Genomic DNA, 25,906 nt, shown 5'->3' with positions numbered 1-25,906 from the left:
CATGGCCGACATCGTTCTGGAGAACGTCTCCAAGCAGTACCCGGACGGCTCGATCGCCGTGCACGGGGTGAACCTGAACATCGCCGAAGGCGAGTTCGTCATCCTGGTGGGACCGTCGGGCTGCGGCAAGTCGACGACGCTGAACATGATCGCCGGTCTCGAGGACATCACGTCCGGTGAGTTGCGCATCGGCGGCAAGCGGATGAACGAGGTGGCTCCGAAGGACCGGGACATCGCGATGGTCTTCCAGAGCTACGCGCTGTACCCGCACATGTCGGTGCGTCAGAACATCGCCTTCCCGCTCAGCCTCGCGAAGATGGACAAGGCCGAGATCGCCCGCCGCGTCGACGAGGCCGCCGCGATGCTCGACCTCACCGAGTACCTCGACCGCAAGCCCGCCAACCTGTCGGGCGGTCAGCGTCAGCGCGTCGCGATGGGTCGGGCCATCGTCCGCACGCCCAATGCGTTCCTGATGGACGAGCCGCTGTCGAACCTCGACGCGAAGCTGCGTGTCCAGATGCGTACCGAGATCGCCTCGCTGCAGGCCCGGTTGGGGACGACGACCGTGTACGTGACCCACGACCAGACCGAGGCCATGACGCTCGGCGACCGCGTCGTGGTGATGCGCGCGGGCTACGTCCAGCAGGTCGGCGCGCCGCAGGAGCTCTACGACCGCCCGGCCAACCTGTTCGTGGCCGGATTCATCGGCTCGCCGGCCATGAACTTCCTCCCGGGCAGGCTGACCGCGACCGGCGCGGACACCGCCATCGGCCACATCGAGTTCCCCGACTACAACGAGATCGCCGGCCGTGCGCGCCAGGCCGACAGCAACGGCGAGGTGCTGCTGGGCATCCGGCCGGAGCACCTGGTGGACGCGGCGCTGACGCACGAGGCCGAGTTGGCCGGCTTCCTCAGCTTTCCGATCACGGTCGACCTCGTGGAGTCGATGGGGTCGGACAAGTACGTGTACTTCGGCTGGCAGGCGCCCGACTCGGCGACGCAGGTGCTCTCGAAGCTGGCAGAGGACCTCGGTTCCACCACCGCGGGCGGGCAGAAGGTGGCCCGGCTGTCGCCCTACACCCAGGCCCGCAGGGGCGAGACGCTCACCCTGGCGCTGAACCCGGCACGGATGCACGTCTTCGACACCGCGAGCGGCGTCAGCCTGCGCTGAGGCCGTGCGCCGGGCACGGCCCCGCACCGATCCGACTCACCCCACCGGTGTTTAACTGGTGGGGTGAGTTCTGTCAGCGATCGGGTGATCGCCCACGTGTCCGCCGCCGTCGGCAGCGAGCCGCAGCGGGCGTCGGTCACCTTTCTCGGCGTCGAACCGATCGACGTGCTGCGGTTCGCCGACGGCGACCGAGTGGTCTACGTGACGGTGGGGTGCGCACGCCACCCGATGCACGATCCGGCCGACTTCGCTCCCGACCCGGTCCGCGGACCGCGAGCCGAGGTGACGGTGACCCTGCGCGCGAGCATGCCGCTGCAAGGACTGCACAAGTCGCTGGCCATGCTCGCCGCGGCGCCCGCCGTCGAAGGGCTGATCCTGGCGGAGGACTCGCTGATCGACCTGCAGGAGCCGCTGTGGGCCGGGGCGATCTGCTCGGCCTTCCTCCTCACCGGCGACGACCGGTTCGCCGATCTGCCGCTCGACGACCCCGCCGATCCGGTGCGTTTCCTGCGTGCGGTGCCGATCACCGCGAACGAAGCGGCATGGGTGCGGCTCAAGGGCGCCGATGAGCTGCGCGCGGCGTGGGCTGAGGCCGGCACGGATGTGACCGACCCCGGCCGGGCCGCGGTGTCGCCGTAGCGTCGCTCACAGCCAGTGGGAGCGGTGAAAGATCCGCCACAGGGTGAAGCACACCGCGAACAGAGTGAGCAGCAGCAGCGGGTAGCTGTACCGGTAGTGGAGTTCGGGCATGAAGTCGAAGTTCATCCCGTAGATCCCCGCCGCCGCGGTGGGGACCGCGGCGATGGCGGCCCACGCCGAGATCTTCCGCATGTCGGTGTTCATCTGGGTGCTGACCTTGGTCGCGGCGGCGTTCAGCAGTGCCGTCAGGCGCTCGTCGTACTCGACGACCAGGTCGTTCGCCGTGGTCAGATGGTCTGCGACGTCGCGGAAGTGCCGTTGGATCTCGGTGTCGTGCGGGGTGAGCGCCGCCGATTCGAGTGTGCCGGAGCTGCCCGACAGCAGTGAGAGCGGCACCGCCAGCGGCTGGACCGCGCGGCGCAGCTCCAGCACCTCGCGTTTGAACAGGTAGACCACGTCGATGTCGAGATCCCGTGACGACGCCGCGAAGACGCGCTCTTCGAGCCCGTCGACGTCCGCCTCCATCTCGCGCACGACTCTCAGGTAGGAGTCGACCACCCGGTCGGCGATCGCGTGGACGACAGTCGCGGGGCCGAGCCGCAGATGCTCGGGTGTCTGCTCGAGGCGCGCGCGTACGCCCGCGAGATGTGTGTGTTCCCCGTGGCGGACGGTGATGACGAAGTCCCGTCCGGCGAGCACCATGATCTCGCCGGTCTCGACGATGTCGTTGGCGACCTCGTCGTCGTCGTGGTCGATGTACTTGACGGTCCGCAGAACGAGGAACAGAGTGTCGTCGTAGGTCTCGAGCTTGGGACGCTGGTGGGCGTGGACGGCGTCCTCGACCATCAGCGGGTGCAGCCCGAAGGTCTCGGCGACGTCGTTCATCTGCCGCTCGTCCGGTGCGTGCAGACCGAGCCACACGAAGCCGCTTCCGGTGGTCCGCACGAATGCGAGAGCCGAGCGGATGTCGGGCGGGGTGGGCTGCCGGATGCCGTCGACGTAGACGCCGCAGTCGACGATCGCGCGAGCCACGGGGACCGGGGGCGTTGCGACCTCGGGGTTCTTACCCGGCCCGCGGTTACCCGGCTGCAGCATTCTCGGCATGGACGGCACACGTCGACCTTAGCGAGCCGCCGGGCCGCCCGCTTACACTCAGTCCGTGCCATTCGACGTCTCCGTGTACACGACGACCGCGATCACCCTGCTCGTCATCATGGACCCGCCCGGGCAGGTTCCGGTGTTCCTGTCCCTCGTCGGCCGGCGCTCAGCCGAGTACCGGCGTAAGGCCGCCTGGCAGGCACCGCTGGTGTCGCTGCTCGTCATCAGCCTGTTCGCGGTCGGCGGCCGCGCCATCCTGGCCTACCTGCACATCGGCATACCGGCGCTGCAGGGCGCGGGTGGACTGCTGCTGTTGTTGGTCGCGCTGCAACTGCTCATGGGACTCGGCGGTTCGACCGCCGCACAGGTGTCCGACGACGTCAACGTGGCGCTGGTACCGCTCGGCACACCGATGCTCGCCGGCCCCGGAGCCATCGCCGCGGTGATCGTCGCCGTCAGCCAGGTACACGGAGATGTGCCCGGGTACACGGCGATCGCCGCGGCCATTCTCACCGTCCATGCCGTGGTGGCGCTGGCGCTGTTCTTCTCGACCGGCATCATCAGGGTGCTGCGGGTCAGCGGCATCACGCTGCTCGCCAAGATCGCCGGTCTGCTTCTGGCGGCCATCGCGGTCCAGTTGATCGCGACGTCGGTGATCGGTTTCGCGGCCACGGCGTGAGCGTCGATTAGTCTGGTCGGCGATGTCTACTCGACGATTCTCCCGCCGCGCCGCCGCTCTCGCGGCCGCGATCGGCGCGGCTGCGACCCTGATCACGGCGTGCGGATCCGATGTACCGGCACCTCTGCGCGTCGGTACCGACGGCACCCCCGAGATGCAGGTGGCAGCGCAGATCTACGCGGGAGCGCTCGCGCGCACCGGCGTCCGAGTCGACGTCGGCGGCCGGGCGTCGGCCGACAGACGGCTCCTCGACGAGGCGGCGCAGGGCGATGTGGACCTGTTCCCGGCGTTCACCGGCGATCTGCTGACCGCGTTGATGCCCGGGCCCGACGCCGTGTCGAGTGAAGACGTGGAGGAGGCGGTGAACCGCGCTCTGCCGCAGGGCGTGACGATCGGCGATCCGGCAGCGGTGAACGACCGCAGGCAGTTGATCCTCGCCCAGACCGTCTCCGACGCCGATCACCTCACCGACCTGGCGCAATGCGGGGCGGTGCCGCCCGGACTGCCGTTGGTGAGCACCGGCGAGCTGACCGCGGAGGAGAAGCAGGCGTTCAGCGTCTGCCGGTTCGGTGCGATCACGGAGCGCCTGACGTCGCAGCAGGTGGTCGACCGCGTCCGCGGCGGGCAGGCGCTCGGAACGCTGACCGGGCTGGAGGCGGCGACGGCGCTGGCCGGCCGCGACGACGTGACGGCCCTGCGGTCGGCCGAATCCGGGCCGATGGCGCAGGATCTCGTGCCCGTATTCCGCGCATCCCTGATCGGCAAGCCGCAGATGAAGGCGCTCAGCCGTGTCGCCGGTGAGTTGACCACCGCGGATCTGGCCGAGCTCGCCGCGCGCGTGGAGCGGGGCGCCGACCCCGCGGCCGTCGCGAACGAATGGATCGGCACGCACGGCGTCTGATCCGCCGGGCTCGTACACCGAGACGGGGCCGCCGCGACGATCGTCTCGTCGCGGCGGCCCCGTCCGTGGTCCGGGAGGCTACTTGGTGCGCTTGAGCGCCCAACCGGTGACGCGGGCGCCGATGCCCTGGTAGCCGGAGGCCACCAGACGGACGCACAGATCGAGAACCTTCGCGTCCGCGCCGACGAGGACGCGTGCGCGGTCGCGCTCGACCGCCTTGATGATGATGTCGGCGGCCTTCTCCGAGCTGGTGTTCGCCAGGTACTTGTCGAACAACTCCGCGGTCTTCGCCTGGTCGTGATCGCCCGACGTGGTCGCATTGCGGGCGATCGCCGTCTTGATTCCGCCCGGATGCACGCAGGTCACCTTGACCGGGTGCTTCGCGATGATCATCTCCTGATTCAGCGCCTCGGTGAAGCCGCGGACGGCGAACTTGGCGGAGTTGTATGCGGCCTGACCCGGTTCGGCCAGCAGGCCGAACAGCGACGAGGTGTTGACGACGTGGCCGTCGCCCGACGCGATCAGGTACGGCAGGAACGCCTTGGTGCCGTTGACGACGCCCCAGTAGTCGATGTCCATGACACGCTCGATGTCCTTGAACTCCATGGTCTCGACCTCACCGTGGTGCGCGATGCCGGCGTTGTTGAAGATCGCGTTGACGGTGCCGAAGTGGCCGGCCACGGTGTCGGCGTACGCGAGGACGGCCTCTCGCTCGGCGACGTTGAGCAACTGGCTGTGCACTTGCGCACCGGTCGCTGCGACCAGCCGCTCGGTCTCCGCGAGACCGTCCGGGTTCACATCGGAGATGGCGATCTTGGCACCGCGCTTGGCGAGCTTGACCGCCAGGTCGCGGCCCATCCCGGAACCGGCGCCGGTGATGACGATGACCTTGTTGTTGAAATCCTTCATAGTTCTCTCCTGAAGTCGGGAAGTTGCGGTGTCGGGAAGTCGGGTGCCGGTCGGGTCAGGCGTCGGTGCCGACGGGTTCGGCCGGGGCATCGTCAGCGGTCTGCACGGACTCTGCGACGACGGCGGGCCGGTCCGCGGTGCGCACGTCGTACGCGTCGAGGTCGAACGAACGCGTCTGATTGCGGAAGTTGAAGGTGAACCCCGGCCACAGGACGGTGATATCGCCGTTGTGATCCTTGTACCAGGAGGCGCACCCGCCGTTCACCCAGACACTGGACCGCAGCGTGCGCTGGATCCCCGCGTTGAAACGGTCCTGCGCGTCCTTGCGCACGTCCACTCTGGTGATGCCGTGGGCGCGTGACTTGCGCACGTAGTCCACCAGGTAGTTCAGCTGTGACTCGATCATGTACACCATCGACGTGTGGCCCAGGCCGGTCGACGGTCCGATCAGCAGCATCAGGTTCGGGAAACCGTGGACGAACGAGCCCTTGTAGGCCTGCATGCCCTCGCGCTCCCAGACCTGTGCCAGGCTCTCGCCGTTCGCTCCGACGATGGTGTCGAAGACAGGGGAGTCGGTGACGTGGAATCCGGTCGCGACGACGATCACGTCGACGTCGCGGGCGGTGCCGTCCGCGGTGACGATGCCGGTCTCGGTGATGCGGTCGATGCCGTCGGTCACCAGTTCCACGTTGTCCTGGTCGAGGGTCGGGTACCACTCATTGGACTTCAGGATGCGCTTGCAGCCCACCGCGAACCGCGGGGTCACCGCCTTGCGGAGCTCGGGATCGCGGATACCGCGGAAGATGTTGGCTCGGCTGAGCGCCTCGACGGGCTTGAGCGCCTTCGGGGCGTAGGTCATCCCGGCCGCGACCACCTCGTTGAACGAGTAGATGCCGCCGCGGATGGCCGCCTGCAGACCGGGGACGTTCTTGAACGCCCAGTTCTCCACGCTCAGGTACGGGCGCTCGTTGCGCGGGATGATCCACGGCGCGGTGCGCTGGTACACGTCCATGTGTCCGACCACCTTGCCCAGCTGCGGCACGATCTGGATCGCCGAGGCGCCGGTGCCGATGACGGCCACGCGCTTGCCGGTGAAGTCGTAGTCGGTGTCCCAGCGGGCCGAGTGCACGATCTTGCCCCGGTAGTCGCCGAAGCCCTCGATATCGGGGAGGTTCGGCTCGCACAGCGGTCCGACGCCGCCGATGAGGGTGCGCGCGGTGAGGGTGTGGCTCTCGCCGTCCCGCTCGTAGTCCAGCTTCCAGCGTCCGGCGGTCTCGTCCCACTCCGCACGGCGCACATCGGAGCCGAACAGAGCGTGCTCGCCGATGCGGTGCTCGTCGGCGACGGCGTTGATGTAGCGGTGGATCTCGGGCTGATGAGAGTACGACCGGGACCAGTCCGGGTTGAGCGCGAACGAGTAGGAGTACAGGTGCGACGGGACGTCGCACGCGGCACCCGGGTACACGTTGTCGCGCCAGGTGCCGCCGAAGTCCTGGCCGCGGTCGAGCAGGACGTAATCGTCCACACCCTCCTGGCTGAGCTTGATGGCTGCACCGAGTCCGGAGAACCCGGCTCCGATGATCGCGATCTCTACATCATGCGTTGTCATGGTGCCTACGATAAGCGCGTGTTGACCGCGAGTCAATAGGCAATTGAATTCAGGTCAATAAGCGCTTACGGTTGGTGCATGACCACCGCCAGAACCCGTTTGAGCCCTGCTGCACGCCGTCGTCAGCTCATCGATCTGGGCGTGCAGATGGCACGCGACCGTCCCCTGGAGTCGGTCACGATGGAAGCGGTCGCCGAAGCGGCGGGAGTGTCGAAGGCACTGATCTTCCACTACTTCGAGTCCAAGGCCGATTTCCATCTGAGCGTCATCACCGAGCAGGCGGAGGAGATGCTCGCCCGCACGGAGCCGCAGGCCGAGCTCGGCGATCCGATCGCGATGCTCCAGGCCTCGATGACCGCCTACGTCGACTACGTCGCCGACAACGGGCGCGGGTTCGTGGGAGTCATCCGCGGCGCGGCGAGTGCGGACGACGCGATCAGAGCGGTCGCCGACCGGACGCGCGCGGCGATGACCGAGCGGATTCTGACGCACGCGCCCGCCATCGGGATCGAACGGAGCCCGGCGATCGAACTGTCGGTGGCGGGCTGGATCGCCTTCGTGGAGGAGACGCTCGTCCGCTGGCTCGACGACCCGGTGATCACCCGGGAACAGCTCGTACAGATCTTCGTCGCCGCTCTGCCCACCCTAGCCGGGCTGGTCGGGAACGTGACTCAGACATGAGCCGGCGCCGGCGATGCCGGCCGCGGACACACGAGAGGGGCCGCCTCGCCGAAGCGGGGCGGCCCCTCTCGTGTGTCGTGTCAGAGTCGCATCAGATCAGCGGAAGGCCTGATCGATGATCTCCTGCTGCTCCACCGCGTGGACCTTGCTGGAGCCCGACGACGGCGCGGACATCGGCCGGCGCGAGATCCGGCGGAGGCCGCCGAGCAACTCGGGGAGCATCTCCGGCAGCCAGAGACCGAGGAACGGCCACGGACCCTGGTTCGCCGGCTCCTCCTGAACCCAGACGAAGTCCTTCGCGTTCGGGTACTGCTCCAGCGTGCGCGCGAGCCTGCGGTAGGGCACCGGGTACAGCTGCTCGACGCGGATGATCGCGACGTCGTCGCGACCGTCCTTCGCCTGCCGTGCGGCCAGCTCGTAGTAGAGCTTGCCGCTGACCAGCTGCACGCGCTGCACCTTGTCGCGGTCGCCGCCCTGCTTGGCGAAACGCGGATCGTCGATCACGGAGAGGAACTTGCCCTCGGTGAAATCCTCCACCGGCGAGACGGCCGCCTTGTTGCGCAGCATCGACTTCGGGGTGAAGACCACCAGCGGCCGGCTGATGCCATCGTGCACGTGGCGCCGCAGCAGGTGGAAGTAACTCGCCGGAGTCGAGGGCAGCGCGACGGTCATCGAACCCTCGGCGCACAACTGCAGGAAGCGCTCGATGCGGCCCGAGGTGTGGTCGGGACCCTGGCCCTCGTGGCCGTGCGGCAGCAGCAGCACGACGTCGCTGCGCTGACCCCACTTGGCCTCGCCGGAGCTGATGAACTCGTCGATGATCGACTGCGCACCGTTGACGAAGTCGCCGAACTGCGCCTCCCACAGGACGAGTGCGTCGGGGTCGGCGAGGGCGTAGCCGTACTCGAAGCCGAGCACGCCGTACTCGCTCAGCGGCGAGTCGTACACCAGGAAGCGGCCGGTCGCGTCGGGCAGGTGGTTCAGCGGTGTGTACTCCGAGCCGTTCTCGCGGTCGATCAGCACCGAGTGGCGCTGAGTGAACGTTCCGCGGCGGGAGTCCTGACCGGACAGCCGCACCGTGCGGCCTTCCTGAACCAGGGTGCCGAAGGCGAGGATCTCGGCGAACGACCAGTCGATGTCGCCCTTGACCGGCATCTCGTGGCGCCGCTTGATGACCGGCTTGACGCGCGGATGGGCGTTGAATCCCTCGGGCAGATTGCCGAAGGCGTCGCCGATCTCCGCGAGCTTCTCCTGCGGCACCGCGGTCACCAGCTTGGTGAGCAGCGTCTGCTCGCCCTCCACCGACGGCGACGCCTCGGGTGTGAACCGTTCGAGTTCCTTGACTTCGACGAAGACGCGCTCGAGTTGTCCCTGGTAATCGCGCAGTGCGTCCTCGGCCTCCTTGGTGGAGATGTCACCACGGCCGATCAGCGCTTCGGTGTAGCTCTTGCGGACGCTGCGGATGTTGTTGATGACGTCGTACATCGCCGGCTGGGTCATCGACGGATCGTCGCCCTCGTTGTGGCCCAGGCGGCGGTAGCAGACGAGGTCGATCACGACGTCGCGGTGGAACGCCTCGCGGTAGTCGACGGCGAGCTTGGCGGCCCAGACGCAGGCCTCCGGATCGTCGCCGTTCACGTGGAAGACCGGTGCGCCGATCATCTTCGCGATGTCGGTGCAGTACTGCGTGGAGCGCGAGTGCTCGGGTGCGGTGGTGAAACCGACCTGGTTGTTCACCACGATGTGGACGGTGCCGCCGGTGCGGTAGCCGTTCAGCATCGACATGTTCAGCACCTCGGCGACGATGCCCTGACCGGCGAAGGCGGCGTCACCGTGCAGCATCAGCGGCAGCACGTCGAACTCGCGGTCCTCCGACATGCCGTCCTGCTTGGCGCGGACGATGCCCTCGAGGACCGGGTCGACGGCCTCCAGATGGCTGGGGTTGGCGGTGAGCGAGACGGTGATCTCGTTGTCGCCGAACATCTGGTAGTACTTGCCCTCGGCGCCGAGGTGGTACTTCACGTCGCCGGAGCCGTGCGCGTCAGCGGGGCCGAGATTGCCCTCGAACTCGGTGAAGATCTTCGAGTACGGCTTGCCGACGATGTTGGCCAGGACGTTCAGCCGGCCGCGGTGCGGCATGCCGATGACGACCTCTTCGAGCTGGTGTTCGGCGCTCTGATCGAGAACCGCGTCCATCATCGGGATGACGGCTTCGGCGCCCTCGAGCGAGAAGCGCTTCTGGCCGACGTACTTGGTCGCGAGGAAGGTCTCGAACGCCTCGGCGGCGTTCAGCTTGCTCAGGATGTACTTCTGCTCGGCGACCGACGGCTTGGCGTGCTTGATCTCCACCCGCTCCTGGAGCCAGCGCTGCTGCTCCGGGTCGAGGATGTGCGTGTACTCGACGCCGACGTGGCGGCAGTAGGCGTCGCGCAGGATCGACAGCACGTCGCGCAGCTTCATGTTCCGCTGTCCGTGGAAGCCGCCGACGTTGAAGGTGCGGTCCAGATCCCAGAGAGTCAGGCCGTAGGTCAGTACGTCGAGGTCCGGATGCGAGGCCTTGGCGGCCGCGTTCATCATCAGCGGGTCGGTGTCGGCCATCAGATGACCGCGGCTGCGGTACGCGGCGATGAGCTCGAGGACGCGCGTGTTCTTGTCGACGAGTCCGGCGGGGACGTCGCGACGCCAGCGGACGGGCTCGTACGGGATCTGCAGCGAGGTGAACAGCTCGTCCCAGAAGGAGTCGTCGAGCAGCAGCGTGTGGACCTTGCGGAGGAAGTCGCCCGATTCGGCGCCCTGAATGATCCGGTGGTCGTAGGTGGACGTCAGCGTCATCAGCTTGCCGACACCCATCTCGGCGATCTGCTCATCGCTCGCGCCCTGGAACTCGGCCGGGTACTCCATGGCTCCGGCGCCGATGATGGCGCCCTGGCCCTGCATCAGCCGCGGCACCGAGTGGACGGTGCCGATGGTGCCGGGGTTGGTCAGCGAGATGGTGACGCCGGCGAAGTCCTCGGCGCCGAGCTTGCCGTCGCGGGCCCGGCGGACGATGTCCTCGTACGCCGCGACGAACTCGGAGAAGTTCTTGGTCTCGCAGCCCTTGATCGCGGCGACGACCAGCGTGCGGTTCCCGTTCTTTCCCGGCAGGTCGATCGCGAGGCCGAGATTGGTATGGGCGGGCGTGACGACGTTCGGCTTACCGTCCACGACGGCGAAGTGGCGGTTCATGTTCGGGAACGCCTTGATCGCCTGGACGATCGCATAGCCGAGGATGTGCGTGAAGCTCACCTTGCCGCCGCGGGTGCGGGCGAGGTGGTTGTTGATCACGACGCGGTTGTCGATCATCAGCTTCGCGGGAACCGCGCGGACGCTGGTCGCGGTCGGGACCTCGAGCGAGGCCGACATGTTGCGCACGATGGTCGCGGCGGGGCCGCGGAGCACCTTATTCGTGTCTGTCCCGGCATCGGCGGCAGGCTTGGCGGCGGACGCCGCCAGGCTGGTACCGGATGCGGCCTTGGTCGCGGCCGACTCACGTGCCGGTGCGGGGGCGCGGGTGGGCGCCGGTGCGGCCTTGGTCGGTTCGGTGTCGAGCGTGACCGCCTGCTTCGGAGCCACCCGGGTCGCCTGGGCCGCACCGTTCGAGGACGGGGCGGTCGCCGTCGAACCCGGGCGATAGTTCTTGAGAAGCTCGTGCCAGCTCGGATCGACTGATTCGGGGTTGGTCTGGAATCGCTGGTACATCTCCTCGACCAGCCATTCGTTTTGTCCGAAGTCGGATTCGGAAATCGAACTGCTCACAGCGCTGTCTCGCCTCAATTCACCCAGGTGTTCTTCGATCGCGTGGCGGGTGAACCGCTGGTCTCGTGAACCGCGGCCGACCTGCCATCAATCGATGGTACGCGGACCGCTCGCGGCTCGGGCGCTGTGTGCCGCACAGACGGTGACACGCCGCGGTAAGTGGTCAATCTCACGTGCTGACCACCGTGTGACAGCGGGGATCGTCTCGGTCAGCGGAACGCCGAGCGGCTCAGCCGACGCTGGAGCGGTCGGCCGGGCGCGGCCCGGCAGCCGGCGCCTCGCAGTCGTCGGGGGAGACGCCGGCGTCCCACAGACGCCGGTACTCGCCGTGTGCCGCCAGCAGTCGGTGGTGCGTGCCCCTCTCCACGATCCGGCCGCCCTCGACCACCGCGATCACATCCGCTCGTGCGGCGGTGGCGAGGCGGTGCGCGACGATCACGCTCGTGCGGCGCCGGGAGAGTGCCTCGCCGGCCGCGAGAACCTGCGCCTCGGTGGCCTGATCGAGAGTCGCGGTGGCCTCGTCGAGCAGGATCAGATCCGGCTCCACCAGTTCGGCGCGGGCCAGCGCGATCAACTGGCGTTGCCCGGACGAGAGTCCCCGCCCGCGTTCGGACACGCCGAACTCCATGCCTCCGGGGAGACCGGCGATCATCTGCGCCGCGCCCACTCGTCGCGCGGCTTCGGCGATCCTTTCGCGCGAGGCACCGGGCCTGCCGTAGGCGATGTTGTCGGCAACGGTCCCCGCGAACAGGTGGGGTTCCTGTGGGACCACGCCCAGGCGGCTGCGATAGCGGTGCAGATCGATGGTCCGCAGATCGATACCGTCCATCCGCACGCTGCCGGCCGTCGGGTCGTAGAAGCGCGCAAGCAGTTTGACGATGGTCGACTTGCCCGCGCCCGTGGTGCCGACCAGCGCCAGCGAGGTGCCCGCCGGGATGTGCATCTCGATCCCGCTCAACGCGTCGCGGTCGGCCCCGGCGTAACGGAAGTCCACGCGGTCGAGCCGAACGTCGCCGTCGAACGCGGGAGCCGCCAGTTCGGCGGGCGAGGCCTCCGAATCGGCCTGCGGTGCGTCCACCAGGGAACTCGGGGTCAGCAGCAGATCGCGGATGCGACGCAGACCGACCGCCGCCTGCTGATACGAATCGAAGACCGTCGTGAGCTGCTGCACGGGCCCGAACAACATCGCGAGGTAGAGCACGAACGCGATCAGGGTGCCCGAGGACATCGCGCCGGAGGCCACCTGATGGGCGCCGAACCCGAGGACGACGGCGGTGGCCGCGTCGGAGCAGAACGTGATGAAGGGGAAGTACACCGAGATGGCGCGCTGGGAGTCCATCCGAGCGTCGACCCACTCGTCGCTGCGCCGGCCGAACTCGGCCCGTGCCACCGGGATGTGCCGGTACACGCGTGTGGTCGCCAGACCCGCGATGTTCTCCTGGAAGTCCGCGTTCACCGCAGACACCAGTTCGCGGGTGCGGGTGTAGGCGCGCGAGCTGATCCGGCGGAACACGACGGTCGCGATCAGCAGGACCGGGAACACCGGAGCGATCACCAGACCGAGCTCCCAGTCGGTCGCGATCAGGGCGCCGAAGACACCGACCAGGGTCAGCACCGCGACCACGGCCGACGACAGCCCGTTCTGGACGAATCCGGAGAGGGCATCGACGTCCGTGGTCATCCGCGTCATGATGCGGCCCGAGAGTTCGCGCTCGTAGTAGTCGAGGCCGAGTCGTTGCAGGTGGGCGTAGCTGCGGATCCGGAGGCCGTACAGGACGCGTTCTCCCGCGCGGGCCGCCGCCACCACGTTCACCGCCCCCGCGATCCAGGCGGCGGCGACGAGCGCGAAGCCGGTGAGCGCGGCGACCCCGATCACGTCGGCATCCGAACGCGAGGCGGCGTCCAGAACTGTGCGCGCCAGCGACGGGAAGGCCAGTCCGATCAGCGTGTCCGCAGCGATCGTCGCCAGCACCACGGCGAGCAGACCGGCCACCGGACGCAGAATCTGTTTGAGACTGAAGTCGGTGCGTTCGGCGCGGGCGGCCTCGACGTCCACCTTCGGATCGTCGTCGGCGGGCGGCAGTGCGGCCACCGCGGCACGGATCTCGTCGGTGGCGGGCATGGCGCCGAGCACTCCGGCCCGACCGCCGCCGCCGGGACCGATGCGCATCGGGGGCGCGGCCTCACGGCGGGCTTTCGGAGCCGGCGCGTCGACGCCGCCGGGCCACAGCTCCTCGATGCCGATGTCGTTCTGCGCGCGCACGCTCGCGGAGGCCGCCGCCCGCTGTTCCGCGGTGTCGGTCGGCGACATCAGCGCGCGGAAACGCGCACTGCGTTCGGTGAGTTCGGCGACCGTTCCGACGTCGGTGACCACGCCGTCGTCGAGGACCGCGACCCGATCGGCGATCGCCAGCGTGGAATCGCGGTGCGCCAACACCAGCATCGTGGTCCCGAGAGCGCGGAAATGAGCGAAGATCCGCGCCTCGGTCGCGGCATCGACCGCCGACGTCGCGTCGTCGAGGACCAGTACCCGGCTGCCCTGATACAGGGCTCGGGCGAGGGCGACTCGCTGTCTCTGTCCTCCGGACAGAGTGAGGCCTCGCTCGCCCACCTCGGTGGCGTATCCGTCGGGCAGTTCCGCGGCGAAGTCGGCGGCCGCCGCGCGTGCGGCGACCCGGATGGAATCGTCGACCCCGTCCGGCGGCACCGGTTGCGGGCCGAGGCCGATGTTCGCGGCGATCGTCGTCGAATACAGGAACGGGTCGTCGAAGGCGAACGCCACTGCTCGGTACAGTTCGTCGGGCGCCAGCTCTGTGACGTCCAGACCGCTTCCCTCGGCGCCGATGAGCGCGACCGTCCCCGACTCGGCCCGATAGGCGCCGGTCACGAGTTCGGCGAGGGTCGACTTGCCGGATCCGGGCCCGCCGACCACGGCGACGCATTCCCCCGGCGCCACGCGCAGGTCGACGCCGCGGAGAACCCGGCGTCCGCCGAGCGTGAGTCCGACGCCGTCGAAGCTCAGGCCGAGCGGGCCGTCGGGAACGGTCGTCGTGTTCTCGAAGGCGCGATCGCGCGGGTGGTCGGCCACCTCGTACACGCGAGTCACCGCCGATGCGGCGAGCTGCGCGTTCACGACCAGGTTGGTGAGGATGCGCGCGAGGCCGGTCATGGTGGCGAGATAGGTGGAGAAAGCGAGGAAGGTGCCCGCGGTGATGTCGCCGGCATACACGAGGTATCCGCCGAGACCGATGACGGCGACCATCCCGAGTTGCGGAATCGATGCCATGGTCGGCGTGAAGCGCGCGCTCAGGTTTGCGGCGCGCAGTTTGAAGCGGTACAGCCGCTCGCCCAGGGCGGCGAGTTCGTCGGTTGCCCTGCGTTCCTGGCCGAAACCCTTCACCACACGCACGCCGGTCACCGTCTCCTCGACGTGGCCGGCCACCTCGGCTGAGGCCTGCTGCGCCGCCCAGGTGGCGGCGAACAGCCGTTTGCGGCTGCGGTACACGATCACCGCGATGAGCGGGACGATGGCGATCGCGACCAGCGTCAGCAGCGGCGACAGCCAGGCCATCACACCCAGCGACAGCACCACCTGGACCGCGCCGCCGAGCGAGAGCGGTGCCATGGCCAGCAGTGACTGGACCACCTGGAGGTCGGAGATGGAGCGGGACACCACTTGGCCGGTGCGAATCGTGTCGCGCGCCGGTCCGTCGACGTGATGGAGGGTGTCCAGCAGCCGGCGGCGCAGACCGTCTTGGACCGTGACCGACATGCGACCGGCGGTCATCCGTCGGCCGAACTGACACGCGTAGCGCAGTGCCGCGGCCACCAGCAGGGCACCGATGAGGACGGGAAATCCCACACGGGCCGCCTGCTGACCGGTGGCCGAATCGATGGCGGCCTTGGTGATGAGTGGAGTGACCAGATCGACGGCAACGGCGCCGAGGGTGACGGCGACCAGCACCACGGCGAGGCGGCGGTGTCGTCCGCACTCGCCGACCAGGCGGCGAATCCAGCCCTGCGCGGCCGGCGCCGCGCGGCCGGTCAACCGGCCTCGATCGTGCGCTGGTGCGCGAGAACCTCCCCGTCGACGTCCCAGAAGCGGGGCGGGGGACCGAAGGCTTCGCGCGCATTGCGGACCACGAGCGACCCCAGCGCCCGGTTGCCGACGCCGCCGACCACCGCGCCGATGCCGCCCGGAATGAGCTTGCCCATCACGACGGGTGCCTTGCCGATCGTGAACTTCTTGATGAACCGGTTGCCGAGCGTCTTATTGAGCGTCGAGAGGTTGACCCCGGGCATCCCGGGCACGCCGAGCTTGGCGATCGCGTCACCGCCTCGCGCTCCGAGCGCTTTCCCGACGACAGACGTGCCCTCTTCGCCGAGCGCGACGGCGAGCACCAGCGTCTTGCGGCGTTCGGTGTCCGCAGGCGAGATGCCGTGGACTTCGGCGACCGCCAGGGCCAGCAGGGCGGACGCCTCGATGAACACGGCGCTCTCCGCGGTGATCGCGCCGAGGGCGGTGAGGGTGCCCACGCCGGGAATCGCCGCGGCCGCGCCGACCGCGCCTCCCGATGCGGTGACCGAGCGCAGGTAGTGCTTCTCCAGCCGTCGGATCACCTGCTCGGGACCCTCGTCGGGATGCTTGCGGCGCACGCGGCGCACGTACTTCGCCACCGCCGGTTGTTGAAGTCGCTGGGCCTTGTCGACGAGCACGGTCAAGATCGCCAGCGACGACTTGCCCGCGTTCTGGGCGGCCCGGCCGTCGACGTAGGTCACCGGAGCGGGCGCGCCACTGCGGCGGTTGTCGTCGCTGTGCGCGACGGATTTCGACTTGCGCATGTGTCGATCCTCCCTGTCGGCCGGGCTGTCGGCGCGGACGTGTACTCCGATTCCGCGCGAGGATTCCGCGCGACCGGTGCGCGACGCGATGGCCGGGCGACGACTCCACAATATGCGCGACCACTGACATCGGTGGTGCGCCGAGCGTCCGCCAGAGAGCCCGGCGGCGTCCGGAACAGGTCGGTGAGCGGTGTTAACCTGATGCCCTCGCTCGGCCTCGCGCCGATGTCCGGATCCGAAAGGACGCGCACGTGACCACAACCCTGCAGACTCCGGTGTTCAAATCGGTCACCGATCGGCCGTGGGCGGCGTTGATGGCGCTGTGCGTCGGCTTCTTCATGATCCTCGTCGACATGACGATCGTCGCGGTCGCCCAGCCGCAGATCATGGAGGCGCTCGACGCCGATGTGAACGGGATCGTCTGGGTGACCAGCGCTTATCTGCTCACCTACGCGGTGCCGCTGTTGGTCGCCGGCCGTCTCGGCGACAAGATCGGGCCGAAGCGGGTGTACCAGGCCGGCCTGTTCCTGTTCACCGCTGCGAGCGTGTGGTGCGGACTGTCGGGAAGCATCGGCGAACTCATCGCGGCCCGCAGCGTGCAGGGACTCGGCGCGGCGCTGATCACACCGCAGACCATGGCGCTCATCACCCGCATCTTCCCGCCCGAGCGGCGCGGTGCGGCGATGGGCGTCTGGGGCACGGTCGCCGGTGTCGCCACACTGGTCGGTCCGCTTCTCGGCGGCGTCCTCACCGACTCGCTGGGGTGGGAGTGGATCTTCTTCGTCAATCTCCCCGTCGGGCTGGTCGGACTGGTGCTCGCCCAGATGCTGGTGCCCAGGGTGGAGACCCACGACCACAAGTTCGACTGGGTCGGCGTCGCGCTGTCCGCGGTGGGTCTGACGGCGCTGGTCTTCGGCATCCAGGAGGGAGAGTCGTACCACTGGGCGGCATGGATCTGGGTGCTCATCGGCGCCGGAGTCGCGGTGATGGGGGTGTTCGTCTTCTGGGAGAGCCGCACGCGGGGGGAGCCGCTGGTGCCCCTGTCGCTGTTCCGCGACCGCAACTTCAGTGTGTCGAACGTGGGTATCGCCACGATGGGATTCGCCGTCTCCGGTTCGATGATCCCGATCATGTTCTTCCTCCAGCTGGTCGGCGGGATGTCGCCGCTGCGGTCGGCGCTCGTCCTGGTGCCGATGGCCGTGCTGACCGGCATCTTCGCGCCGATCGTCGGGCGCGTGCTCGACCGGGTCCATCCGCGAAACGTGGTCGCGCTCGGACTGTTCGTCTATGCGGTGGCGTCCTTCTGGGCCGGAGCCGTGTTCCGGCCGGAGAGCCCGGTGTGGCTCCTGGTCGCGCCCACGCTCCTGATGGGTCTGGCGAGCGCCGGGATCTGGGCGCCGCTGGCGGCGACCGCGACGCGGAATCTGCCCTGGCATCAGGCGGGGGCGGGCGCCGGCGTGTACAACACCACGCGGGTCATCGGCTCGGTGATCGGTTCGGCGGGAATCGGTGCGCTGATGATGTCACGGCTCTCGGCGCACCTGCCGGGAGTCGACACCGCCGGCCACAGCGGCGAGGTTCATCAGCTGCCGGAGTTCTTGCGCGACGGATTCGCGAGAGCGATGGGCGAGTCGATCTATCTCGGCGCCGCCGTCCTGCTGGTGGGTGCCGTCGCCACGCTCTTCCTCGTACGGACCTGAGTCGGTTCGGCGGACTGAGCCGCGGCCGCGTCTGACCCGGATTGTCGGAGGTGCCTCGTACCATCGTCACGACGGGCCGACTCCGGTCCGACAGACGATCTGGAGGGAGCGGGAGCATGTCACGGCCGGCCTACGACGATTCGGCGCTCGACGGCGCGTCGTGCGTGACGGAACCGCTGTTCGACCTCGAACCGCTGGCATTGTTCTCCGTCCCCGCCGACGCTGCGGAATCGACGCCCGAGCCCGCCGCGGCACGGAGCGTCACCTTCCTGCACACGGCCGACTGGCAACTCGGCATGACCCGGCACTTCCTGTCCGGGGACGCGCAGTCGACGTACAGTGCGGCCCGCGACGACGCAGTGGTGCGCATCGGCGATCTCGCACGCGCCACCGGAGCGGAGTTCGTCGTGGTGTGCGGAGATGTCTTCGACGACCCCCGGGTGTCGACCCGGATCATCCGCCGCACGCTCGCTGCGCTGGGCGAGTATCCGGTCCCGGTGTACCTGCTGCCCGGCAATCACGATCCGCTCGATGCCACCAGCGTGTACCGCTCGCGCGAGTTCGTCGCCGCCTGCCCGAACAACGTCATCGTCCTCGACGAGCCCGGGGTGGTGGCGGTGCGCGACGGTGTCGCATTGGTGGCGGCCCCATGGACCACGAAACGGCCGTTGACCGACCTGGTGAGCGATCAACTGTCCCAGCTGACCGAGTCCGACGACATTCGGATCGTGGTCGGACACGGCGGGGTCGATTCGCTCAGTCCCAACGACGACCCGTCGATCGTCGGCAGCGCCGCCCTGGATGTCGCGGTGGCCGCGGAACTCGTCGACTACGTCGCCCTGGGGGATCGTCATTCGCTCACTTCGGTCGGCGACTCGGGGCGCGTGTGGTACTCCGGTGCGCCAGAGGTGACCGCGTTCGATCATGTCGAGTCCGCGCCGGGGCACGTTCTGGAGGTGACCCTGAGCCGGGGCGGCGAGTCATCGATCGAGGTGACCCCGCACCGCGTGGGGCAGTGGTCGTTTCGCACGGTCCGCGAGCACATGAACGGCGCTGACGACATCGCGCGGCTGCGCGGACTGTTCTCCGAGATCCCGGACAAGTCGCGCACGGTGGTGCAATTGGCGTTGACCGGGACCATCAGCGTGACCGACGAAGTCGCACTGGCCGACCTGCTCGACGAGTTCGGCGACCGGTTCGCGGCGTTGAAGATCTGGGAGCGGCACCACGACTTGACCGTCGTGTCCGATCCTTCCGATGTCGCCCAGCTCGATCTCCAAGGCTATGCGGCGCTCGCCGCGGCCGAGCTGGCCGAGCGGGCGGCGTCGGATTCCGACATCGCGGACGCCGCCGACGCGCGCGCGGCCCTCGCCCTGCTGTACCGGCTGTCGGGGGCGGGCCGATGAGACTGCACCGACTGCGAGTGGCGAACTTTCGCGGAGTGGCCGCCCGTGAGGTGGAGTTCGCCGACACGGGCGTCACCGTCATCGAGGGCGACAACGAGGCGGGCAAGTCGTCGATGATGGAGGCCTTCGACCTGTTGCTGACCGCTCAGGCGAGCAGCAAGGCGAGGAACGTCCGTGCCGTCCAGCCCGCGGGGCGCGACGTCGGTACCGAGGTGTGGGCCGATATCTCTTGCGGCTCTTGGCGTTTCGAGTACTTCAAACGTTTCAATCGGCAGCCGGAGACCACCTTGACGATCACGCGGCCGGTGCGTGAGCAACTCACCGGGCGCGAGGCGCACGAGCGTGTGGACCAGATTCTCGCGGAGGCGCTCGACAAGACGTTGTTCGGGGCGCTCCGGTTGCTGCAGTCGGCCGACCCGCGGTTGGGCGACCTCGCGAACAGTTCGGCGCTCTCGCAGGCGCTCGACCGTGCGGCGGGACAGTCCGAGTCGGACGGCGGCGAGACGCCGCAGACCCAGGAACTGGTCGCGGCGGTGGCCGCGGAGTACAAGAAGTACTTCACCCTCGCCCAAGGACGGCCGACCGGTGAACTCGCCGCGGCCGCCGATGCGGCCGATCGGGCAGCCGCCGCGGTCGCCGAGCGCGAGGAGATCCTGGCGCGGGTTCAGGACGCCGCTGATCGGCTTCCCCGCGTGGCCGAGACCATCCGGCAGTTGGTGGCGCAAGAGCAGTCGGGCAACGTCGAGGTCTCCACCGCCGCCGCGGCGCTGGCGGAGGCCGAAGCGGTGAGCGAGCAGGTCAAGGCGGCTCTGGCCACAGTCGAGAGCAGGAAGCTGTCGCACCGGGTCGCGGCCGACGCGCTGCGAAGCCGTCGGCGCGACCGGGAACGAGCCGCGGCGCTGCGCGAGTCCCTCGCGGAGAATCGCCGAGCCGTGAGTCAGGCGCGCGCGAAGGCCGAGGCCGCCGCCGGCGAGGCGGCCGAGCTGGCGTCGGCGCTCGCGGAATCGCAGAAGCGGCGAGACGACCTCGGCGCGGAACTCCGGGCGGCCGAGAGGGCGGCGGTGGTCGCATCGGATCGGGCCCGTCTGGCCCGCCTGGACAACTCACTCGACGAGGTCCGGCGGCTGCGATCGGAATTGGCGTCGGCGCGTGCCGAAGCCGCGGCCGTCCCGGTGAGCGAGGACGACGTCCGGCTCGCCGCCGCACTCGAGCGCGATCTCGCCGCCACCGCGGCTCGGCTCGACGCGGCCGCACCCACGGTCACGATCACTCGCCTGGGCGCGGACGAGGTCCTCCTCGACGGTGAGACGGCGGCGGACGGTGCGCAGGTCTCGGCGGCGCGGCCCACAGTCGTGGAGGTGCCGGGATCGGTGCGCGTCGAGGTCCGGCCGGGCGCCGATTCCGCCGAGCCGGCCGCAGAACTGGAGACGCTCCGCGAGCGGGCCGCAGAGCTTCGTCGCCGGTGCGGAGTAGCCGAACTGTCGCTCGTCGCATCGGCGGCCGCGCGACGAGCGGAGATCCTTCGGCGGATTCAGGACACCGAGCGTGCCCTGGCGCGTGAGCTCGGCGGAGCCGAGGCGGAGGACCTCGAACGGCAGCGCCTGGACCTGCTGTCTCGCCTCACTCAGCAGGCGGGAGCAGACGCAGGCAACGGGCACGAGGGAGAGCGCGCTCACGCCGACCTCGCCGAGCTCCGGCGGATCGAGCGTGACGCGTCCGATCTCGCCGCGGAAGCCGACCGAGCACGGCAGGCGCGGCTGGCAGCGGTGCGTGAGTACGAGTCGCGGGCATCGGCGCTGGAGGAGACCGGCGTCCGCATCGCCGAAGAGTCGGCCGCGCTGGAGTCCGAGCTCAGCGACTCCGCCGCCGCGGCGTCCGACGAAACGCTCGCGGAGCGGGTCCGTGAGCACGCGGCCGAGGTCGACGACGCGGAGGCGGATCTGGCTCGGCTGACGCAGCGCCTCGAGCAGCTGGATCTGAACGGTTTGCGCGAGAAGCTCGCGCAGGCCGAGGCCGCGCAGGACCGGCTGCGCAGGCAGGTGTCGGAGCAGAAGCGAATCCAGACCGAGCTGTCGACCAGACTCGAGGTGTGCCGAAGCGACGGACGTCTCGATGAACTGTCGGAGGCGGTCGCGGCGAACGACGCCGCGCAGGCGCACCTGCAACGCGTCCGAGAGCGCGCCGCAGGAGCGCGTGTGCTGCACGAGACGCTGCAGCGCAAGCGCAACGAGAGCCGCGCGCGGTACGTGGATCCATTCGCCGAGCGTCTGGAGGAGCTGGCGGCCCCGGTCTTCGGCTCCGGTGTGTCGTTCCACATCGACGACGACTTCGTCATCGCCACCCGCACCCTCGACGGCGTCACGGTCGACGTCGACTCGCTCTCGGGCGGTGCCAAGGAGCAGCTCGGTCTGCTCGCCCGGCTCGCCTGCGCCACTCTGGTCGACAAGGCCGACGGGGTGCCGTTGATCCTCGACGATGCGCTCGGCTACACCGATCCGACGCGCCTGGCCTCGATGGCCCATGTGCTCGGCACCGCGGGTGGCGATGCGCAGATCATCGTCCTGACCTGCACGCCCGACCGGTACCGGGAAGTGGCCGGAGCCAAGCTGATCGCCGTCTGACGCGCTGCGGTGACCCCGGTGTTGGGCGGTGAGGTCCCTGTGCGCTAATGTTGCTTTCGCCCGATGAGCCCCCCTAGCTCAGGGGATAGAGCGTCTGCCTCCGGAGCAGAAGGTCGTAGGTTCGAATCCTACGGGGGGCACCAGATCTGTCAGCGCTGATCATTCTCAGCGGTCTTCCCAGACCTCGCCCGGCCTGCTGAATCCCTGCCGAACGTCGCAGTGTGTCAGTAACCTACCGACCATGCCGACACAGCTCGATCCGCGCCCGAACGGTGTCCTCTCGTCCGTGACGGAGACCGACTGGGATGCGATCGCGGCGTGGACCGACGACAAGTACATGTCATTCGACGTCCGGCCGTCGGGCCGTTCGACGTCGCCCTGCTCGTCGATGTTCTCGATCGACGTCGGTGAGATCACCATGACGCACTTCCGGTACGGCACCGAGGTGGCACTGCGGGACTTCGACGCCGAAGCGGGCAACGTGCTGGTTCTGACCACGCTGCGCGGACGGACGCGGCACCGGGTGGGGCGCGCCGAGGGGACCGAACTCGGGGCCGGGCAGACGTTCGTCGCGGACTGCAGCCGCACCGACTTCCGGCTCGCCGCCGACGACGACCATCTGCAACTCAATCTCACGGTGCCGCACCGACTGCTCGCCGATCTCTCGCTGCAGTGGTGGGGCCACGTCCCCGACGACGCCCTGTGGTCCCGCGGCGCCGTGATCGGCGGATCGGGGAGCCCGTGGTGGAATCTGCTCGGGTATGCGACGAGTACGGCGGCCATCTCGCCCGAGGCAGTCGCCTCGGGCAGAATCGGGCTCCATCTGCAGGAGCTCATCGCCGCGCAACTCCTGCACGATTGGGCGCTGCGAGCCGCCGTCGACCTCGAACGTCGGCCCGCCGTGGCGGCACCGGGCTATGTCCGCACCGCGGCGCACTTCATCGACGCCCACGCCCGCGACCTGCCGACGGTGGCCGAGATCGCGGCCGCGGCGGGCGTGAGCGTGCGGTCGCTGAGCGGTGGATTCGCTCGTTATCTGGGAACGTCGGTGCGCTCCTATCTCGTCGAGCAGCGCCTCCAAGGCGTCTACCGCGAACTGCGCTCCGGCGCCGAGTCGGTGACGGCGACCGCCCACGCCTGGGGTTATGTGAACCTCGGCGTCTTCGCGGCCTCCTATCGACGCAGGTTCGGCGAGAATCCCTCCGAGACGCTCGCTCGCGCGCGGTCGTGACCCGCCGCCGGTAGGGACGAGTCTCCGCTACGAGAAGCTCGCCGCTCGGAGACGGTGCCTGCCGTTCGCAGACGTACCCGGCCGTGAACACCGGCCAGGATCACTGGTGCCATCAACTGCTGCACAGGAGATCCCGATGCCCGACCTCACCCGCCTCGACGACATTCTGAACCGAGCCGCCTCCGCCGACGACGCCCAGCGCGTGCCCGGCGTCGTCGCGACCGTCACCCGCAGCGGCGGCGACGCCTACCTCGGCACCGCGGGCGTCCGGTCCGTGGACGACGGTCGGCCGATGACCGCCGACACGGTATTCGCGATCTTCTCGTGCACCAAGGCGCTCACCTCCACCGCCGTGCTGCAATGCGTGGAGGAGGCGCTGGTCGACCTCGACGCCCCGGCTGCGGACTATGTACCGGACATCAGCCGGCTGCAGGTGCTCGAGGGCTTCGCCCCGGACGGCTCACCGCGACTGCGGCCACCGTCGACGCAGATCACCACCCGGATGCTGCTGCTCCACACGGCGGGCCTGTCGTACTCCTTCTTCTCACCGGATTACGCCCGCCTGCTCGAGTCGACGGGACAGCCGGACATTCTCACCGCATCCCGCGAATGCCTCACCTCGCCACTGCTCTTCGACCCCGGGACTCGGTGGGGATACGGCACCAACATCGACTGGGCCGGGCTGGTGGTGGAAGCCGTTCGGGGACAACGGCTGTCGCAGGTGATGCGGGAGCGGATCTTCGAGCCCCTCGGCATGGACGATTCGGCCTTCGTCATGAGCCGGTCGATGGCGGATCGTCGCGCGGAGGTCCACCAGCGCGGCGACGACGGGTCATTGGTCGCCACCGGCCTGGTGCTTCCGCAGGACCCGGAGGTCGACATGGGCGGACAGGGGGTGTACGCCACGATCCCGGACTACACCCGCTTCCTGCGGATGTGGTTGCGGGACGGCGAGGGCGAGCGCGGTCGGGTGCTCGCGCCCGAGACCGTGCGGGCGGCATCCCGGAACGGGCTGGGCGAGCTGAAGGTCGGAAAGCTCGTCGGGTCGGCGCCGGCCCTGACTCACGACGCGGAGTTCTTCCCCGGGCAGTCCAAGTCGTGGGCCTACTCGTTCATGGTCAACGACGAGCCCGCACCGACGGGCCGGTCGGCAGGCTCGCTCGCGTGGGCCGGACTGGCCAACCTCTACTACTGGATCGACAGGGAGGCGGACGTCGCCGGGATGTGGGGCTCGCAAGTGCTGCCGTTCGCCGATCCCGCGTCGGTCGCCGCCTTCCTGGACTTCGAGACCGCGGTGTACCGCTCGATCCGCTGAGGCGCGGTCACCGTCCCTCGCCGCGGCGGCGGAGACGCAACCGGTCCCATTCGGCGATGCGCTCGCGGACGGAGGCTTCGAAACCGTTGGCCGTCGGCCGGTACAGCGGTTCGTGCTCCAGGCCTTCGGGGAAGTAGTCGGCCCCGGAGAATCCGTCCTCGGTGTCCGGGTCGTAGCGGTAGCCGGCACCGTAGCCGAGCTCGCGCATCAATCCGGTGGGCGCATTCAGAATGTGCTTCGGCGGCATGAGCGATCCGGTGCGCCGGGCGAGGGCCCGGGCCGCCCCGAATCCCCGGTAGACGGCGACCGACTTCGGCGCGGTGGCCAAGTACACCACCGCCTGTGCGATGGCGAGCTCACCTTCGGGTGAGCCGAGCCGCTCGTATGTGTCCCACGCGGCCAGCGCCTGCGCGAGCGCCCGGGGATCGGCCATGCCCACGTCCTCGGCGGCGAAGCGCACGATGCGCCGGGCGATGTAGAGCGGATCCTCTCCGCCGTCGAGCATCCGGGCCAGCCAGTACAAGGCGGCATCGGCGTCGGAGCCGCGCATCGACTTGTGCAGGGCCGAGATCAGGTTGTAGTGCCCTTCCTGCGACTTGTCGTACAGGGGAGCCCGCTGCTGCACCAGCCGGACCAACTCGTCGACGCCGATCGGCGTGCTGATGTGGCCGAGTTGCTCGACGAGGTTGAGCAGATAGCGTCCGTCGCCGTCGGCCATCGCGACCAGCGCCTGCCGGGCCTCGCCGTCGAGGGGCAGCTCCCGTCCCGTCAGAGTCTCGGCTCGTTCGACCAACTCGACGAGCGCGGCCTCCTCGAGTCGTTTGAGAACGAAGACTCGGCAGCGGGAGAGCAGGGCGGCGTTGAGCTCGAAGCTGGGGTTCTCGGTGGTCGCGCCCACCAGGACGACGGTGCCGTCTTCGACGTAGGGAAGGAAGGAGTCCTGCTGCGCGCGGTTGAACCGATGCACCTCGTCGACGAACAGCAGGGTGCCGCGGCCGAGCTCGCGGCGCTTCTCCGCCGCGCGGAACACCTTCCGCAGATCGGCGACTCCCGCGAATGTCGCCGACAGCGGTTCGAAGACGAGGTCGGTCTGTTCGGCGAGAAGCCGCGCGATCGTCGTCTTGCCGCAGCCCGGGGGACCCCACAGGATCATCGACGCCAGCCGCTTCTCGGCGACCATCTGGCCGATCGCTCCGTCCGGGCCGAGGAGGTGGTCCTGCCCGACCACCTCCGTGATCGACCGAGGCCGCATTCGGTCGGCGAGCGGACGGCCGGTGTCGTCGGGCTCGAAGAGTGACGGCTGTTGCAC

The 25,906-nt window shown here is 69.0% G+C and carries 17 protein-coding genes and 1 tRNA gene; 11 read left to right on the top strand and 7 right to left on the bottom strand.

Annotated elements, in window-relative coordinates; genetic code table 11:
* Window position 1: 1 nt before the first annotated feature.
* A complete protein-coding gene (locus ABFX36_RS07630; protein ID WP_006896441.1) occupies window positions 2-1,171 on the top strand; it encodes an ABC transporter ATP-binding protein in 1,170 nt (389 codons plus the stop codon).
* 63 nt (window positions 1,172-1,234) lie between these two features.
* Window positions 1,235-1,810, top strand: coding sequence for a suppressor of fused domain protein (locus tag ABFX36_RS07625; RefSeq protein ID WP_039867438.1), 576 nt, complete (start codon window positions 1,235-1,237; stop codon window positions 1,808-1,810).
* 6 nt (window positions 1,811-1,816) lie between these two features.
* On the opposite strand, the gene ABFX36_RS07620 is transcribed toward ABFX36_RS07625, so the two are convergent.
* Window positions 1,817-2,914 (bottom strand): magnesium and cobalt transport protein CorA, encoded by a 1,098-nt coding sequence (locus ABFX36_RS07620; protein ID WP_039867437.1) that lies wholly within the window; start codon window positions 2,912-2,914, stop codon window positions 1,817-1,819.
* Window positions 2,915-2,969: 55 nt separating this feature from the next.
* Here ABFX36_RS07620 and ABFX36_RS07615 point away from each other — a divergent pair, with 55 nt between their 5' ends.
* Both ABFX36_RS07615 and ABFX36_RS07610 read left to right on the top strand, forming a co-directional pair.
* The gene (locus tag ABFX36_RS07615) at window positions 2,970-3,587 is read left to right on the top strand and encodes a MarC family protein (protein WP_039867436.1); all 618 of its coding nucleotides are present in this window, start codon (window positions 2,970-2,972) and stop codon (window positions 3,585-3,587) included.
* Between the two features lie 22 nt (window positions 3,588-3,609).
* Window positions 3,610-4,488, top strand: coding sequence for a glycine betaine ABC transporter substrate-binding protein (locus ABFX36_RS07610; protein WP_346075753.1), 879 nt, complete (start codon window positions 3,610-3,612; stop codon window positions 4,486-4,488).
* 78 nt (window positions 4,489-4,566) lie between these two features.
* Here ABFX36_RS07610 and ABFX36_RS07605 read toward each other — a convergent pair whose 3' ends face one another.
* Window positions 4,567-5,397 carry an SDR family NAD(P)-dependent oxidoreductase gene (locus tag ABFX36_RS07605; RefSeq protein WP_045538384.1) on the bottom strand — a complete coding sequence of 277 codons (831 nt, stop codon included), beginning with the start codon at window positions 5,395-5,397 and terminating at the stop codon, window positions 4,567-4,569.
* 55 nt (window positions 5,398-5,452) lie between these two features.
* Window positions 5,453-7,006, bottom strand: coding sequence for a flavin-containing monooxygenase (locus ABFX36_RS07600; protein WP_346075751.1), 1,554 nt, complete (start codon window positions 7,004-7,006; stop codon window positions 5,453-5,455).
* Between the two features lie 78 nt (window positions 7,007-7,084).
* Between ABFX36_RS07600 and ABFX36_RS07595 the strand changes: the two genes are divergently transcribed.
* On the top strand, window positions 7,085-7,687 hold the full coding sequence (locus ABFX36_RS07595) for a TetR/AcrR family transcriptional regulator (protein ID WP_006896434.1): 603 nt from the start codon (window positions 7,085-7,087) through the stop codon (window positions 7,685-7,687).
* A gap of 96 nt (window positions 7,688-7,783) precedes the next feature.
* Here ABFX36_RS07595 and ABFX36_RS07590 read toward each other — a convergent pair whose 3' ends face one another.
* The 3 genes from ABFX36_RS07590 to ABFX36_RS07580 all read right to left on the bottom strand — a co-directional run bounded on the left by ABFX36_RS07590 (window position 7,784) and on the right by ABFX36_RS07580 (window position 16,324).
* The gene (locus ABFX36_RS07590; protein WP_006896433.1) at window positions 7,784-11,482 is read right to left on the bottom strand and encodes a multifunctional oxoglutarate decarboxylase/oxoglutarate dehydrogenase thiamine pyrophosphate-binding subunit/dihydrolipoyllysine-residue succinyltransferase subunit; all 3,699 of its coding nucleotides are present in this window, start codon (window positions 11,480-11,482) and stop codon (window positions 7,784-7,786) included.
* 229 nt (window positions 11,483-11,711) lie between these two features.
* The gene (locus ABFX36_RS07585; RefSeq protein WP_346075748.1) at window positions 11,712-15,530 is read right to left on the bottom strand and encodes an ABC transporter ATP-binding protein; all 3,819 of its coding nucleotides are present in this window, start codon (window positions 15,528-15,530) and stop codon (window positions 11,712-11,714) included.
* On the bottom strand, window positions 15,527-16,324 hold the full coding sequence (locus ABFX36_RS07580; RefSeq protein WP_006896431.1) for a hypothetical protein: 798 nt from the start codon (window positions 16,322-16,324) through the stop codon (window positions 15,527-15,529). The genes ABFX36_RS07585 and ABFX36_RS07580 overlap by 4 nt, the downstream gene beginning before the upstream one ends.
* Before the next feature lie 314 nt (window positions 16,325-16,638).
* Between ABFX36_RS07580 and ABFX36_RS07575 the strand changes: the two genes are divergently transcribed.
* The 6 genes from ABFX36_RS07575 to acmB all read left to right on the top strand — a co-directional run bounded on the left by ABFX36_RS07575 (window position 16,639) and on the right by acmB (window position 24,597).
* A complete protein-coding gene (locus ABFX36_RS07575; RefSeq protein WP_051999642.1) occupies window positions 16,639-18,024 on the top strand; it encodes a DHA2 family efflux MFS transporter permease subunit in 1,386 nt (461 codons plus the stop codon).
* 116 nt (window positions 18,025-18,140) lie between these two features.
* Entirely contained in the window at window positions 18,141-19,430 is a 1,290-nt protein-coding gene (locus ABFX36_RS07570; RefSeq protein ID WP_346075745.1) for a metallophosphoesterase family protein, read from the top strand.
* Complete coding sequence (locus ABFX36_RS07565) at window positions 19,427-22,051, top strand: AAA family ATPase (RefSeq protein WP_278126833.1); 2,625 nt, start codon at window positions 19,427-19,429, stop codon at window positions 22,049-22,051. Before ABFX36_RS07570 ends, ABFX36_RS07565 begins: the two co-directional genes overlap by 4 nt.
* A gap of 67 nt (window positions 22,052-22,118) precedes the next feature.
* Window positions 22,119-22,194: transfer RNA gene (locus tag ABFX36_RS07560), tRNA-Arg, on the top strand.
* Between the two features lie 98 nt (window positions 22,195-22,292).
* Window positions 22,293-23,282 (top strand): AraC family transcriptional regulator, encoded by a 990-nt coding sequence (locus ABFX36_RS07555; protein WP_346075744.1) that lies wholly within the window; start codon window positions 22,293-22,295, stop codon window positions 23,280-23,282.
* Between the two features lie 136 nt (window positions 23,283-23,418).
* Window positions 23,419-24,597, top strand: coding sequence for a methyl acetate hydrolase AcmB (gene acmB, locus ABFX36_RS07550; RefSeq protein ID WP_346075847.1), 1,179 nt, complete (start codon window positions 23,419-23,421; stop codon window positions 24,595-24,597).
* Window positions 24,598-24,604: 7 nt separating this feature from the next.
* On the opposite strand, the gene ABFX36_RS07545 is transcribed toward acmB, so the two are convergent.
* A complete protein-coding gene (locus ABFX36_RS07545) occupies window positions 24,605-25,906 on the bottom strand; it encodes a replication-associated recombination protein A (protein WP_346075743.1) in 1,302 nt (433 codons plus the stop codon).

This window comes from Gordonia cholesterolivorans (genome assembly GCF_039531975.1).
Classification (GTDB): Bacteria; Actinomycetota; Actinomycetes; order Mycobacteriales; family Mycobacteriaceae; genus Gordonia; species Gordonia sihwensis.
This window is presented reverse-complemented; position numbering and strand designations above follow the sequence as displayed.

What these genes read in the sequence shown, in the direction of transcription:
- ABFX36_RS07630 (WP_006896441.1), top strand. Translation starts at nt 2, where the DNA reads ATGGCCGACATCGTTCTGGAGAACGTCTCCAAGCAGTACCCGGACGGC.
- ABFX36_RS07620 (WP_039867437.1), bottom strand. Translation starts at nt 2,914, where the DNA reads ATGCCGAGAATGCTGCAGCCGGGTAACCGCGGGCCGGGTAAGAACCCC.
- ABFX36_RS07610 (WP_346075753.1), top strand. Translation starts at nt 3,610, where the DNA reads ATGTCTACTCGACGATTCTCCCGCCGCGCCGCCGCTCTCGCGGCCGCG.
- ABFX36_RS07605 (WP_045538384.1), bottom strand. Translation starts at nt 5,397, where the DNA reads ATGAAGGATTTCAACAACAAGGTCATCGTCATCACCGGCGCCGGTTCC.
- ABFX36_RS07600 (WP_346075751.1), bottom strand. Translation starts at nt 7,006, where the DNA reads ATGACAACGCATGATGTAGAGATCGCGATCATCGGAGCCGGGTTCTCC.
- ABFX36_RS07595 (WP_006896434.1), top strand. Translation starts at nt 7,085, where the DNA reads ATGACCACCGCCAGAACCCGTTTGAGCCCTGCTGCACGCCGTCGTCAG.
- ABFX36_RS07580 (WP_006896431.1), bottom strand. Translation starts at nt 16,324, where the DNA reads ATGCGCAAGTCGAAATCCGTCGCGCACAGCGACGACAACCGCCGCAGT.
- ABFX36_RS07575 (WP_051999642.1), top strand. Translation starts at nt 16,639, where the DNA reads ATGGCGCTGTGCGTCGGCTTCTTCATGATCCTCGTCGACATGACGATC.
- ABFX36_RS07570 (WP_346075745.1), top strand. Translation starts at nt 18,141, where the DNA reads ATGTCACGGCCGGCCTACGACGATTCGGCGCTCGACGGCGCGTCGTGC.
- ABFX36_RS07565 (WP_278126833.1), top strand. Translation starts at nt 19,427, where the DNA reads ATGAGACTGCACCGACTGCGAGTGGCGAACTTTCGCGGAGTGGCCGCC.
- ABFX36_RS07555 (WP_346075744.1), top strand. Translation starts at nt 22,293, where the DNA reads ATGCCGACACAGCTCGATCCGCGCCCGAACGGTGTCCTCTCGTCCGTG.
- acmB (WP_346075847.1), top strand. Translation starts at nt 23,419, where the DNA reads ATGCCCGACCTCACCCGCCTCGACGACATTCTGAACCGAGCCGCCTCC.